Annotated in this window: 12 protein-coding genes; 3 read left to right on the forward strand and 9 right to left on the reverse strand. The window is 58.3% G+C overall.

The annotated features are described in order from the left end of the window. The first annotated feature begins 145 nt into the window (after positions 1 to 145). Complete coding sequence (gene bsmA / locus DSD31_RS23460) at positions 146 to 454, forward strand: biofilm peroxide resistance protein BsmA (protein WP_004857084.1); 309 nt, start codon at positions 146 to 148, stop codon at positions 452 to 454. 141 nt (positions 455 to 595) lie between these two features. Then, on the forward strand, positions 596 to 871 hold the full coding sequence (gene yjfN / locus DSD31_RS23465; RefSeq protein WP_004857081.1) for a DUF1471 family protease activator YjfN: 276 nt from the start codon (positions 596 to 598) through the stop codon (positions 869 to 871). Here yjfN and DSD31_RS23470 read toward each other — a convergent pair. Continuing rightward, positions 862 to 2,499 (reverse strand): isovaleryl-CoA dehydrogenase, encoded by a 1,638-nt coding sequence (locus tag DSD31_RS23470; protein ID WP_004857079.1) that lies wholly within the window; start codon positions 2,497 to 2,499, stop codon positions 862 to 864. The two genes, yjfN and DSD31_RS23470, sit on opposite strands and share 10 nt — an antisense overlap. A gap of 196 nt (positions 2,500 to 2,695) precedes the next feature. Here DSD31_RS23470 and DSD31_RS23475 point away from each other — a divergent pair, with 196 nt between their 5' ends. Next, positions 2,696 to 3,994 carry an MFS transporter gene (locus DSD31_RS23475; protein ID WP_004857076.1) on the forward strand — a complete coding sequence of 433 codons (1,299 nt, stop codon included), beginning with the start codon at positions 2,696 to 2,698 and terminating at the stop codon, positions 3,992 to 3,994. An 81-nt stretch (positions 3,995 to 4,075) separates the two neighbouring features. Here the strand turns inward: DSD31_RS23475 and rlmB are convergent, their stop codons facing one another. The 8 genes from rlmB to nsrR form a co-directional block, all read right to left on the reverse strand. Then, positions 4,076 to 4,807, reverse strand: coding sequence for a 23S rRNA (guanosine(2251)-2'-O)-methyltransferase RlmB (gene rlmB / locus DSD31_RS23480; RefSeq protein WP_004857074.1), 732 nt, complete (start codon positions 4,805 to 4,807; stop codon positions 4,076 to 4,078). Positions 4,808 to 4,940: 133 nt separating this feature from the next. After that, the gene (locus tag DSD31_RS23485; RefSeq protein WP_004857070.1) at positions 4,941 to 5,717 is read right to left on the reverse strand and encodes an ABC transporter ATP-binding protein; all 777 of its coding nucleotides are present in this window, start codon (positions 5,715 to 5,717) and stop codon (positions 4,941 to 4,943) included. After that, positions 5,717 to 6,487, reverse strand: a complete 771-nt coding sequence (locus tag DSD31_RS23490) for an ABC transporter permease (protein ID WP_004857068.1) — start codon at positions 6,485 to 6,487, stop codon at positions 5,717 to 5,719. Before DSD31_RS23490 ends, DSD31_RS23485 begins: the two co-directional genes overlap by 1 nt. Next, on the reverse strand, positions 6,484 to 7,491 hold the full coding sequence (locus DSD31_RS23495; RefSeq protein WP_077266794.1) for a taurine ABC transporter substrate-binding protein: 1,008 nt from the start codon (positions 7,489 to 7,491) through the stop codon (positions 6,484 to 6,486). The genes DSD31_RS23490 and DSD31_RS23495 overlap by 4 nt, the downstream gene beginning before the upstream one ends. Before the next feature lie 74 nt (positions 7,492 to 7,565). Beyond that, complete coding sequence (cuyB, locus tag DSD31_RS23500; protein WP_113991346.1) at positions 7,566 to 8,273, reverse strand: cysteate racemase; 708 nt, start codon at positions 8,271 to 8,273, stop codon at positions 7,566 to 7,568. Continuing rightward, entirely contained in the window at positions 8,266 to 9,282 is a 1,017-nt protein-coding gene (gene cuyA / locus DSD31_RS23505; protein ID WP_004857057.1) for a D-cysteate sulfo-lyase, read from the reverse strand. Before cuyA ends, cuyB begins: the two co-directional genes overlap by 8 nt. 321 nt (positions 9,283 to 9,603) lie before the next feature. After that, on the reverse strand, positions 9,604 to 12,060 hold the full coding sequence (rnr, locus tag DSD31_RS23510; protein ID WP_004857054.1) for a ribonuclease R: 2,457 nt from the start codon (positions 12,058 to 12,060) through the stop codon (positions 9,604 to 9,606). A gap of 38 nt (positions 12,061 to 12,098) precedes the next feature. Continuing rightward, on the reverse strand, positions 12,099 to 12,524 hold the full coding sequence (gene nsrR / locus DSD31_RS23515; protein WP_004857051.1) for a nitric oxide-sensing transcriptional repressor NsrR: 426 nt from the start codon (positions 12,522 to 12,524) through the stop codon (positions 12,099 to 12,101). Positions 12,525 to 12,629: the final 105 nt, after the last annotated feature.

Genomic DNA, 12,629 nt, shown 5'->3' on the forward strand with positions numbered 1-12,629 from the left:
TTCGCCATGATTCATAATGTTGAGAACTCGGTTACGCTTTCACGATATTTTCATTCGAAAATCGCGTCAGAGATAACACTTCGGGAACATTCCCCGGAAATGACATTCAGGCTACCACTACACTATGACTATCAGGAAACGAGATATGGTTATGCGCAGGTTAACACCGTGGTTTCTGGCTATCGCACTGAGCGGTTGTAGTGCCCTGCAAGGGACGCCAGAAGCGCCACCACCCGCAACCGACCATCCGCAAGAGATTCACCGTAACCAGACGACAGGGCTACAAAAAATGGGGACGGTGAGCGTGTTGATGTACGGTTCGCCGATGGATGTCGAAGCGGCGTTGAAAGCGAAGGCAGAAACGGCTAAAGCGGATTACTACGTCATCATCATGATTGATGACACCATGGTTCCCGGCCAGTGGTATTCGCAAGCGATTCTGTACCGTAAATAGCGGTACACCGTCTTTTAGCCAGCTTTACACTGCTTTGCGTCCATTCACGTTCTCCTGTGCATAATAACGTTCGGCCAGCCAACCTGGCAGGACGTTAGCAACGGACTGCCCTCGGGACTACGTGAAATGGAGCTGACGACGATGAAACGATCTTTTACCCTACCCGCTCTGCTGCTGACCACAGCGACAGCAAACACCTGCGCACAGTCAGCGGAATTCGCCAGCGCGGACTGCGTCACCGGCCTCAATGAAATTGGCCTGATCTCGGTCAATAATATTGCCGGCAGCCAGCAGGACGTCGAGCATGCCATCGCCGTAAAGGCCGATGAACAAGGAGCATCGTGGTATCGCATCGTACAGATGTACGAGGAGCAGCAGCCGGATAACTGGCGAGTCCAGGCCATTCTTTACGCCTGAGGCGCCTGACGTCCACGCCCCATCGCACGTAGCAGTAAATCCTCCAGCGTCGGCTCATCCAGCCGCATACCGCCGCGCGTGTCGAGCATCATGCGACACCAGGCCTCCGCCAGCGGCGGCGAGGCGTAGCGTAGCATCTGCGCACCGACGCCGAGCATATAAACCCGGCGGGCTATCTCTCTACCCTGCTCTTCCGCAGGCCGCCGTAGCAGCTGGTGCAACTGCCGCCACGTACGGTCGAAATGGCGATTCTGCCCCTTCACCTCTGCGCACTCCGCCGCCAGCAGCTCCAGCGCCGCCGGATGTTTACCGAGTACCCGCATCACGTCCAGACACATGATATTGCCTGAGCCTTCCCAGATACTATTGACCGGCATCTCACGATACAGGCGCGGCAGCTCGCTCTCTTCACAGTAGCCAATCCCGCCCAGCACCTCCATCGCCTCTGCGACGAACGGAATCCCGGATTTGCAGATGGCAAACTTCGCCGCCGGCGTAAATAAGCGTGCCCAGAGGACCTCTCTGGCGTCATCACGGCTATCCCACGCCCGCGCCAGACGGAATAGAAAGGCGGTCTGCCCTTCAAGGCGCAGCGCCATCTGGCCCAGCACCTGACGCATCATCGGCTGATCGACCAGATTCTTACCGAATGCCTGGCGCTGCAGCGCGTGATAGAGCGCCACCGAATAGGCCCGACGCATTAAGGCGTGGCTGCCGAGCGCGCAGTCGAAACGGGTGAGCCCGCCCATTTTGAGGATTTGCCGAACGCCATCGCCCTCTTCACCCACCAGCCAGCCGCAGGCTTCAACGAATTCGACTTCGCTGCTGGCATTCGAGCGGTTGCCGAGCTTATCTTTCAGCCGCTCCAGATGCAGCGCATTGCGCTGACCGTCGGGAAGCAGACGGGGCACGAAAAAGCAGGAGAGACCTTCCGGCGCCTGAGCGAGAACCAGGTGCGCATCGCTTTGCGGAACCGAGAAAAACCATTTGTGACCGACCAGATGATAAAAGCCTTCGGCAGTTTTTTCCGCCCGGGTGGTATTGATCAGGACATCAGATCCCCCCTGCTTTTCCGTCATCCCCATGCCAATTAGCACCCCACGTTTCTGAGCGCCCGGCGCCAGATGCGGATCGTAGCGGTCGCTCAGCAAGGGGGGCAGCCAGTCGCTAAAAGGTGTGGGTAGCGCCTGCTGTAACAGTGGCGTAGCCGCAAAGGTCATGGTGACCGGACACAGCGTCCCCGCTTCCACCTGCGCATGCAGCATAAAGCGGGCGGCGCGCGCGACAAAGGCGCCTGCGCGGGCTTCCTCCTGCCAGGCAAGGTTATGTACCCGGTTCGCACACAGCCCCTGCATCAACAAGTGCCAGGCAGGGTGAAACCGGACATCATCAAGCCGGCTACCGGTCGCATCGTAGCGCAGCAGCTCCGGCGGATTACTGTTCGCCAGTCTCCCCAGCTCCAGCGACTCCGCCGCCCCCAGCTGTTGGCCGATACTGGCCAGTAAATCACTGTCCCATCCGGCCCCTTCGCGCGTTACGGCTTCACGCAGCGCACTATCCGACAGAAATAAATTGCTGTTCATCAGCGGCGCAGGCTGATTGAACACGGTATGCGTTTGCCAGGCCATACTGTCTCCTTGCGTCATTGGCATTACTATTCAGTATGGCTACCCTCACCGGACATCGCCCGCGAGTCCGGTCACAAATAAACCATCTGCCCCTTCGTGAAGCCCATCACAGCCACAAGAATTTTAAATTTCATAATAGGAAATGTATGGAATAGTTTATTCATTTGTAACTTTTTTGCTCATATCAGGATGATTTATGCAGACCGTAACAACCACAATGGGCGCGCATAAACGCGCGCTGATCGCCGGCTCTATCGGCAACTTTATTGAATGGTACGAGTTCGCGGTATATGGCTTCCTGGCGACGGTTATCGCCCGCAACTTCTTTCAGCTTGCAGGGGAAGCGCCGCTGACCGGCCTGATTCTGACCTACGCGTCGTTCGCGATCGCTTTCTTCTTCCGCCCGTTAGGCGCCATTATTTTTGGTCGGATCGGCGATCGTATTGGCCGTAAGCCCACGCTGATTATCGTGCTGGTAATGATGACCCTGGCGACGACAGCCATTGGCCTGGTGCCGGTTTATGCCAGTATCGGGATTGCCGCACCGCTGATTCTGACGGGACTGCGCATTCTTCAGGGCCTGTTTGCCGGCGGTGAGTATGGCGGCGCGGTATCGCTGATGACCGAGTTCGCCCCACGCGGCAAACGCGGGCTGTATGGCGCCTGGCAATCCTTTACCGTGGCATTAGGGCTGCTGGCGGGGGCGGGCATCGTGGCGTTGATTTCAGTCGTTCTGAGCCCGGAGGAGCTGTACGCCTGGGGCTGGCGCCTGCCCTTCTTCCTCGCCATACCGATGGGTGGCGTGGCGCTCTGGCTACGGGTGAAGATGGAAGAGACGCCGGGCTTTCTCCGTCAGCAGAAGCAGCAACAACAGTATCCGCAGCCCACGGCGAACGTCGGCCAGACGCTGAAGGCCATTCTGACCGGCATTGGCCGCCTGATGGTCTGGTCCGCTGCGGGGTACACCTATCTGGTGATTATGCCCGCCTATCTGCAATCCTCGCTGCATACCGGTTTTAATCAGGCATTGCTGATTGCGGTGATCTCCAATATTGGTTTCGCCATGACGATTCTGCCCGCCGGGATACTTAGCGATAAATGGGGACGCCGCAACGTGATGGTGGTTGCCGCCGTGCTGCTGCTCATTCTGGCGCTCCCGCTGCTGAAAATTCTGCAGGCGGAATCCAGCACGCTGCTGGTAAAAGCGCTGGTCGTGTTGGTGGCCGGGGGATTAGTCGGCATGCTGGCGGGCCCAGGACCCGCGATGCTGTCAGAGATGTTCCCGACCAAAGTACGTTACACCGGGCTTGGGCTGGCGTATTCACTGTCGAACGCGATTTTCTCGGGATGCGCAGGGCTGATTATCACCGGTCTGATTAAGCAGACGGGGAACCTCGATATTCCGGCTTATTACGTGATGGCAACGGCGGTGGTGAGTATTTTCGCGCTGATGACGCTGAAGAAAAACGACCATTTGCGGTCGCTGGATGAGTGACAAAATTGCCCGGCGGCGCAAGCTTGCCGGGCCTACGGTTCTGGAGGCCGGGTAAGGCGCAGTCGCCACCCGGCAAACATATCAGCTACGCTGGCGCACCGCTTCAAACAGGCAAATCCCGGTCGCGACAGAAACGTTCAATGAAGAGACGCTGCCCGCCATCGGGATACTGATTAACTCATCGCAATGTTCACGGGTCAGACGACGCATCCCTTCCCCTTCCGCCCCCATGACCAGCGCCATCGGGCCGGTCATTTTGCTCTGGAACAGGGTATGGTCCGCTTCGCCGGCGGTGCCGACGATCCAGACATTCTCTTCCTGCAGCAGGCGCATGGTGCGCGCGAGGTTGGTGACGCGGATCAGCGGGACATTTTCCGCCGCGCCGCAGGCCACTTTTTTCGCGGTCGCGTTCAGCTGGGCGGAACGGTCGCGCGGTACAATCACCGCGTGTACTCCGGCGGCATCGGCGCTACGCAGGCAGGCGCCGAGGTTGTGCGGATCGGTGACGCCATCGAGGATCAGCAGGAACGGCTGCTCAAGCGAGGCAAGCAGGTCCGGGAGATCGTTCTCCTGATACTGACGTCCCGGCTTCACCCGGGCAATAATCCCCTGATGCACGGCACCTTCGCTTTTCTCGTCAAGAAACTGACGGTTAGCCACCTGAATCACCACGCCCTGCGCTTCCAGCGCATGGATCAGCGGCAGCAGGCGTTTATCCTCGCGGCCTTTCAGAATATAAACTTCCTGAAAACGCTCTGGAGCGCGCTCGAGCAGGGCCTGCACCGCGTGGATGCCGTAAATCATTTCACTCATTAAAGGTACTCATCTGGGGCGGTATGCGCCGGGTTAATTGGGCCGTGAACCACTTCACTTGCGCCTATTATAACCGACATAGCGTTCAAATCGACTCTTGTCCGATTAAACTGCCCGCCGCCGGGCGTCGCGTTTAACCTAAATGCCGTTTTGCCTCCTGGCGCACCCGGTGCAAAACGTGATGCTTAATCTCGCTGTAGCGCGGGTGTTCCGCCAGGGTTTCGATATCCCGTTCGCGGTCGAAGGGCAGGATAATCTCTTCGACAATTTTTCCCGGTTTCGCTGACATAATCAGAATGCGGTCGGCGAGAAACAGCGCCTCTTCGACATCGTGCGTCACGAACAGCAGCGTGGTGCCGGTCGAAAGCCAGGCCTCGCGCAGCAGCTCCTGCATCATCAGCCGGGTTTGCGCATCCAGCGCGCCGAATGGCTCATCCAGCAGCAGCACCTCCGGGCCGGGTAGCCAGGCGCGCGCCAGCGCCACGCGCTGTTTCATGCCGCCGGAGAGCTGCCAGGGGGCATGATGCTCAAACCCTTTCAGGCCCACGCGCCCCAGCCAGTCCAGCGCCCGCGCGTTGACCTCCTGTTTGCGGTATTTGCCCAGCCGCGGGCCAAAGGTGACGTTATCCAGCACCGACAGCCACGGGAACAGATTCGGCTGCTGGAAAATCATGCCGCGATCCGGCCCCGGCGCGCGTACCGGTTTGCCGCCCGCCGCCACACGCCCCCGGTCCGGTTGGGTAAACCCGGCCACCAGGTTGAGAATGGTAGATTTCCCGCAGCCCGAAGGGCCGAGCAGAACGACAAACTCCCCTTTATTCAGCGACAGGCTGATATCCTCAAGCACCGTGAAGGGCTGCGGCCTGGCCGCAAAAGAGAGCGAGACATTTTCCAGCGTGATGGCGCTCATTATTCTTTCCCCGCCCAGGGCACAAACAGGCGCTGTAGCCCCAGCAACAATAAATCCAGCAGATAGCCAATGCCGCCCAGCAGCAGAATGCCAAGCATGACGATGTCGGTACGCAGATAGGAGCTGGCGTTAATCACCATCCAGCCCAGGCCCGAACTGGCCGCCACCATCTCCGCCGCGATCAGCGAGGTCCAGCCGATACCAATTGACAGCCTGACGGTGGTGAAGAGATCGGGGAGCGCATCCGGCAATACCACCCGCAGGAAAATTTGCTTACGCGAAGCGCCGAGGGTTTGCGCCACGCGAATGCGCGAGCGGCCAATCCGCTCGACGGCGGCAGAGGCTCCGACCACCACGCTTAAAAAGGTGGCGATAAATATCAGGAAGAATTTAGAGGCTTCGCCGATCCCCAGCCAGACCACGGCCAGCGGGATCAGGGCGATTTTGGGCAATGGACGCAGGAACTGCACAAACGGGTTTAACACGGCGGCGAGGCCATCCGACAGCCCCATCAGCAGCCCCAGCGGAATGCCGATGATAATTGCGACCGCAAAGGCGCTGAGGGCGCGCGCGAGGCTCACCGCGATATGCTCCCACAGCGGCACCTGACGATAGCCATCCGCCAGCAGCTCTTCGGTGGTGAGGCCGATATCCGTCAGGGAAGGCAGCAGCAGCGGGTCGACCCACTGCCGCGTCGCCGCCACCTGCCAGACGATAAAAAAAACCGCCACCGAGACGATGCTGATAGCGATATGTTGGCTCAATCTCATTGCGCGGCTACCGCCGCTTCGCGGATATAGCGTGAATCAATCGCAGCATCCCAGTTCGCCGGAATATCGCGTTTGCGGATTTCACCAATCCCCGCGAGGAAGCCGGAGGTTTTGCTCAGCGCTTTGCCGATCCCGCTATCGGAGGTTTGCGTCCCGTTACCCAGCCATGCCGCCGTCCCTTGTTGGCTCAGCGTGGGGTATTCCAGGCCGCCAAGCGTATTCGCCGCGGTGGTCACCGGGGCACCAACTTCTTTCGCCACGATAGCCGCTGCGCGCTCCGGGTCTTGCTTAAATTCGTCAACCTTTTGCTGGTGAACGCGCAGGAAGGCGGTCACCACCTGGGGATATTGCTCGGCAAAGGCTTTACGCACCACGTAGTTGTTGTAAATCAGGTAGCCATCTTTTTGCAGATCTTTGGTGGCGAAGACCTGGTGTCCGCCGGAGGACTCCAGCTCCTGGGCAAACGGCGCCCAGACGTAGCCGGCATCGATATCGCCGCGCTTCCAGGCCGCGACCATATCGGCCGGACGCAGCGGCAGCAGGGTGATCTTACTGCGATCCAGTTTGTTGACCTCGATAGCGGCTTCCAGGGCGTACTGCGCCGTCGAGTTCGGTGGATAGGCCACGCGCTTGCCTTCGATATCTTTAAGGCTGCTGATGCCCTGTTTGCCAATCAGCCGCTCATAGCTGGCAATGACGCCGGAGACGCCAATAATCTCCACCGGCAGTTTTCTGACAATCCCCGCCGCTGCCGGGCTGGATCCAAAATTAGCAATATCGATCGCATTGCTGGCGAAATAATTTAACGCATCGGCGCCAGAGGCAAACTGCACCCACTTCACTTTACTGTTTAACGCTTTATCCAGAGAGCCGTCGGCCTTCGCCAACATTAATACCTGAGAGCCGCCGCTATAAGCCACCCGGACTTCGGCCGGGGTATCGGCAAAGCTGACATTGACCCATAAACTACCCGCTGCAAGGAATAAGCAGAGAATTTTTTTCATTATATTTACCCTTCGAAAGTTCGGAAATTTCACGCCCGGATAAAGAACCGGACTCAATCATATTCAGTGAGATTTTAACGGGCTTGCCATAATTGCGAACATCGCTCGGCCAGCGCCTGGGCCGGATCGAACGTCAGGTCATTAAACGGCGCCTTCACCGCCGCAAGCGCGACGGGAACCTCGGTGCAGGCCAGAATCAGCTTTTGCGCGCCGCGTGTGAACAGCGCGTTGGCCTGGCGCACCAGCAGTTCGCCCCCCTCTTCCAGCGCACCGCGTTTGACCGCGTAACAGCCGGGGACAAACCAACGGGCCAGCTCCTGCTCCGTCGGTTCAACCACCTCCACCCCCTGCGCCGCCAGCTGGCGCTGATACCAGCCCGCCTCCAGCGTGCCTTGCGTGGCGATAATCCCCACCCGCTGGGGTTTATCCGCCTGCTGCGCCAGCGCGGCTGTCGCCGCATCAACGATGTGCAGAATCGGGGCATCGCTCACCTGACTGAGGGCGTCATACCAGTGATGCGCCGTATTACAAGGGATGGCGATATGGCTGGCCCCGGCCTGATTGAGTTTTTCGATACCATGGATAAGCTGCGGCAGCGGCGATGGCCCGCTTCCCGCCAGCGCCTTTTGTCGGTCCGCGATCTGCGGGACGTTCCACACCACCGAAGGGATCTGCTGCCGATCGTTCTGCGCCGGCGTGGCGTCCAGCAGGCGCCGCTGAAAGTCCAGGGTGGCGAGCGGCCCCATCCCTCCCAGCACACCAAGCAGAAACGGTTTAGTCATGGCGGGTCTGCGCCTCTAACAGCTGGCGGTAGCCGAACAGTCCGGCAGAGCCGCCGGTATGGATAAAGACCACGTTCTCATCCTGACGAAAGTGGCCCTGACGAATCAGATCGATAAGCCCGGCCATCCCTTTCGCGGAGTAGACCGGATCCAGAAGAATGCCCTCGTGGCGTGCCAGCAGCGTCAGCGCTTCCAGCGTTCCCGCGGTGGGCAGACCGTAGCCCTCGCCGACATAATCGCTATTGGCTACCACGGCGCTGCGCGGTAGCTCGCCCGCCACGCCCAGCAGGTTGAGCGTTCTCACCGCCAGATGCCAGACGTTCTCTTCCTGCTTCGCCTTCGGCGCACGCACGCTGATGCCCAGCACCGGAACGTGGCTGTTGGTCGCCGTAAAGCCCGCCACCAGCCCTGCCTGAGTACCGGTGCTGCCCGTGGCGTGAACCACGTGATCGATGCGCAGGCGTAGCTGAGATGACTGATACAACAGCTCTTCGGCGCAGGCGACATACCCCAGCGCGCCGATAGGGTTAGAGCCGCCGCCGGGGATGATATACGGTGTGTGTCCTTGTTCACGCAGCGTGGCGGCATACTCCTCCATCGCCTGCTGCATATCGCTGCCGCCCGGCAGATGAGCAACGATCTCCCCACCCAGCAGCTCATCCAGCAACACATTGCCGGAGCGTTGATAATCCTCGCCAAAATCCGTCACCCGCTGTTCCAGCAGCGCTTTAGCCTGCAGGCCAAGACGCGCCGCGCCGGCAATGGTCTGACGGACATGGTTAGACTGCGTGGCTCCCTGGGTAATCACCACGTCCGCGTTTTTCGCCAGCGCATCCGCCAGTAAAAATTCCAGCTTGCGGGTTTTATTTCCCCCGCTCGCCAGGCCGGTCGCATCATCGCGCTTTATCCATATTTTTGGCCCGCCTAATAATTTCGACAAATTATCCAGCGGCTCAAGCGGAGTCGGGAAATGACCAAGTGACACACGGGGAAAACGGGCCAGATGCATATAGATTCCTTGCACATAAAAAGGGGGTGATGCGAAAGTAAAATCCACTATACACAGTGAGAAAATATGGCTAATCAAAAAGAATAAATAACGATTGCTGAAAACAGACTAAGCAGGAAACAGGCGGGGAAAGGAACAATATCTATTCTGTTGTGGAATGACTTACGGCAAAAAAGAATAACCCCCTCCGGCTGGAAGGGGTTATATACCCGTTATACTTCGGGCTGTCAGAACGCTGGCGCCAGTCATTTCCCCGGCCACATTGTTATCGATGTGGCCGGAGCTTCCCGGCACCCCAAATGATTGAGGGGCCGGAGGCGCTTACTCAGCGACTTTTTTCTTCGCCGCGCGCTTCGCCTTCGTCGCCGCCGCTATTTTTTGCGTCTTGGCCGACGGTTTTTTCGCGCCCTTCTCTTTCTTCGCTTTCGCTGGTTTCGGTTTGCCCTTATCACCACGGAACGCGCTGTCTGGCTCGAAGTTCACCTGTTTGCCGGCCTGACGGCGACGGCCGGACGGTTTGCCGGCATTATTGCTGGCGCCGTTAGCCTTCTTCGTCTTCTCCCGGGCGGTCTTGCCGACGTTACGCGGTCCACGCTCGCTGGAGATCAGCGAGAAGTCGATTTTACGTTCGTCCATGTTGACCGCTTCCACGCGGACTTCCACGCGATCGCCCAGACGATAAGTCTGGCCGCCCGACTCACCGATCAGACGTTGCCCGACCTGGTCGAAACGATAGTAGTCGTTATCCAGCGAGGAGACGTGCACCAGACCATCGATAAACAGTTCATCGAGACGCACGAAGAAACCAAAGCCGGTCACGCTGGCAATCACACCTTTAAAGACGTTACCCACCTGATCCAGCATAAAGTCACACTTCAGCCAGTCGGAGACTTCGCGGGTAGCTTCGTCGGCACGACGTTCGGTCATCGAACAGTGTGCCCCCAGCTGCAGCATTTCATCCATGCTGTAGTGCCAGCCGCCGGTTTCGGTACTGTTGCCTTTATGGCCCTGCTCTTTCGCCAGCAGGTACTTAATCGCACGGTGCAGCGACAGGTCCGGGTAACGACGAATCGGCGAAGTGAAGTGCGCGTAAGATTGCAGCGCCAGACCAAAGTGGCCGCGGTTTTCCGGGTCGTATATCGCCTGCTTCATCGAACGCAGCAGCATCGTTTGCAGCATTTCATGATCCGGACGATCGGCAATCGAGATCAGCAGCTCAGCGTAATCACGCGGCTCTGGTTTATTGCCGCCAGGCAGCTCCAGCCCCAGCTCCGCCAGTACGGAACGGAATGCGGTAATCGCTTCGGTGCTCGGCTTATCGTGGATACGGAACAGCGCCGGCTCCAGCGCCTTCTCAACGAAGCGTGCGGCGGAGATGTTCGCCAGAATCATGCACTCTTCGATCAGTTTGTGCGCATCGTTACGCTGCGTCTGCTCAATGCGCTCAATACGACGTTCAGCGTTAAAGATAAACTTCGCTTCTTCGCTCTCAAAGGAGATCCCGCCGCGTTCTTCACGGGCGCTATCCAGCACTTTATAAAGCGCATGCAGCTCTTCAATATGCTTCACCAGCGGCGCATAGTGCTCACGCAGCTCCTGGTCACCCTGCAGCATATGCCACACTTTGGTGTAGGTCAGACGCGCGTGTGAGCTCATCACCGCTTCATAGAACTTGTAGCCGGTCAGACGTCCCTTGGACGAAATGGTCATCTCGCAGACCATGCACAGGCGATCGACCTGCGGGTTCAGGGAACATAAGCCGTTGGAGAGGACTTCCGGCAGCATCGGTACGACCTGAGACGGGAAGTAGACCGAAGTACCGCGGCTGCGTGCTTCAGCGTCCAGCGGCGTACCAGGACGGACATAGTAGCTGACGTCGGCAATCGCCACCCACAAACGCCAGCCGCCGCCGCGTTTTTTCTCGCAGTAAACGGCGTCATCAAAGTCGCGGGCATCTTCACCATCGATAGTCACCAGCGGCAGGTCGCGCAAATCCACGCGGCCCGCTTTCGCCTCTTCCGGCACCTGCTCTTTCAGCACCGAAACCTGTTTCTCTACCGCCGGCGGCCAGGTGTAAGGGATTTCATGGGTGCGCAGCGCCATGTCAACCGCCATGCCGGTGCCCATATTGTCACCCAGCACTTCGACGATTTTACCGATCGCTTTAGTGCGTCGGGTCGGGCGTTGGGTCAGCTCCACGACCACTACGAAGCCCATTCGCGCGCCCATCACCTCTTCCGGTGGGATCAGGATGTCAAAGCTCAGACGGCTGTCGTCCGGTACGACAAAGCCCACGCCGGCATCGGTGAAATAGCGGCCGACAATCTGGCTGGTTTTTGGCACCAGAATGCGCACGACGCGCGCTTCGCGGCGACCTTTACGGTCCGCGCCCAGCGGCTGCGCGAGGATCTGATCGCCATGGATGCACATTTTCATCTGCTCGGAAGAGAGATAAAGGTCATCTTTACGCCCTTCGACCCGCAGGAAGCCATAGCCGTCGCGGTGGCCGATAACGGTGCCTTTAAGCAGGTCGAGACGCTCCGGCAATGCGTAGCACTGGCGGCGGGTAAAGACCAGCTGCCCGTCACGCTCCATGGCGCGCAGGCGGCGTCGCAGCCCCTCGAGTTGTTCTTCTCCTTCGATATTCAGTTCTGTCGCCAGCTCGTCGCGACTGGCCGGTTTTTCACGTTTTGCTAAATGATCGAGGATAAATTCCCGGCTTGGGATTGGATTCGCATACTTTTCAGCTTCGCGTTCCTGGAAAGGATCTTGTGACATGTCGGTTCCTCCGTTGTCATCTCTGATGAGAGTTTATGTCACTCCACCAGTAATAATTTATAAAGCGGTTGATTTTCTTCAACCAAATCAGCCAGCGTGTAGTTATCTAGTTCCTTGAGAAAACTTTGCGCCGCTTCAGCCAGCGCCTTTTTCAGGCGACAGGCGGGTGTAATATGGCAAAACTCGCTGCTGCAGTTGACCAGCGACAGCGGTTCCAGATCGCGGACGACATCGCCAACCCGAATGGTTTTCGCCGGCTTACCCAGGCGAATCCCCCCGTTCTTACCCCGCACGGCCATGACATAGCCAGCACGACTTAACTGATTGATTATTTTTACCATATGATTACGGGAAACGCCGTAAACCTCCGTCACTTCGGAGATACTGGTCATTCTTCCATCCGGCAACGAGGCCATATAAATCAGCGCCCGTAATCCGTAATCAGTGAAACTCGTTAACTGCACATCAACCTCAGGGTAAGGGGGAAAGCGGCATACACTCATCATTCAGGTCACTGCTGCGTTGTGCGATCGGACGCATCCTGAAAGCTTGTGTGTATTAATCCTCGG

Origin of the sequence: Klebsiella sp. X13 (assembly GCF_003323835.1) — a bacterium.
GTDB classification, from domain to species: domain Bacteria; phylum Pseudomonadota; class Gammaproteobacteria; order Enterobacterales; family Enterobacteriaceae; genus Klebsiella; species Klebsiella ornithinolytica.

What these genes read in the sequence shown, in the direction of transcription:
- bsmA (WP_004857084.1), top strand. Translation starts at nt 146, where the DNA reads ATGGTTATGCGCAGGTTAACACCGTGGTTTCTGGCTATCGCACTGAGC.
- yjfN (WP_004857081.1), top strand. Translation starts at nt 596, where the DNA reads ATGAAACGATCTTTTACCCTACCCGCTCTGCTGCTGACCACAGCGACA.
- DSD31_RS23470 (WP_004857079.1), bottom strand. Translation starts at nt 2,499, where the DNA reads ATGGCCTGGCAAACGCATACCGTGTTCAATCAGCCTGCGCCGCTGATG.
- DSD31_RS23475 (WP_004857076.1), top strand. Translation starts at nt 2,696, where the DNA reads ATGCAGACCGTAACAACCACAATGGGCGCGCATAAACGCGCGCTGATC.
- rlmB (WP_004857074.1), bottom strand. Translation starts at nt 4,807, where the DNA reads ATGAGTGAAATGATTTACGGCATCCACGCGGTGCAGGCCCTGCTCGAG.
- DSD31_RS23485 (WP_004857070.1), bottom strand. Translation starts at nt 5,717, where the DNA reads ATGAGCGCCATCACGCTGGAAAATGTCTCGCTCTCTTTTGCGGCCAGG.
- DSD31_RS23490 (WP_004857068.1), bottom strand. Translation starts at nt 6,487, where the DNA reads ATGAGATTGAGCCAACATATCGCTATCAGCATCGTCTCGGTGGCGGTT.
- DSD31_RS23495 (WP_077266794.1), bottom strand. Translation starts at nt 7,491, where the DNA reads ATGAAAAAAATTCTCTGCTTATTCCTTGCAGCGGGTAGTTTATGGGTC.
- cuyB (WP_113991346.1), bottom strand. Translation starts at nt 8,273, where the DNA reads ATGACTAAACCGTTTCTGCTTGGTGTGCTGGGAGGGATGGGGCCGCTC.
- cuyA (WP_004857057.1), bottom strand. Translation starts at nt 9,282, where the DNA reads ATGCATCTGGCCCGTTTTCCCCGTGTGTCACTTGGTCATTTCCCGACT.
- rnr (WP_004857054.1), bottom strand. Translation starts at nt 12,060, where the DNA reads ATGTCACAAGATCCTTTCCAGGAACGCGAAGCTGAAAAGTATGCGAAT.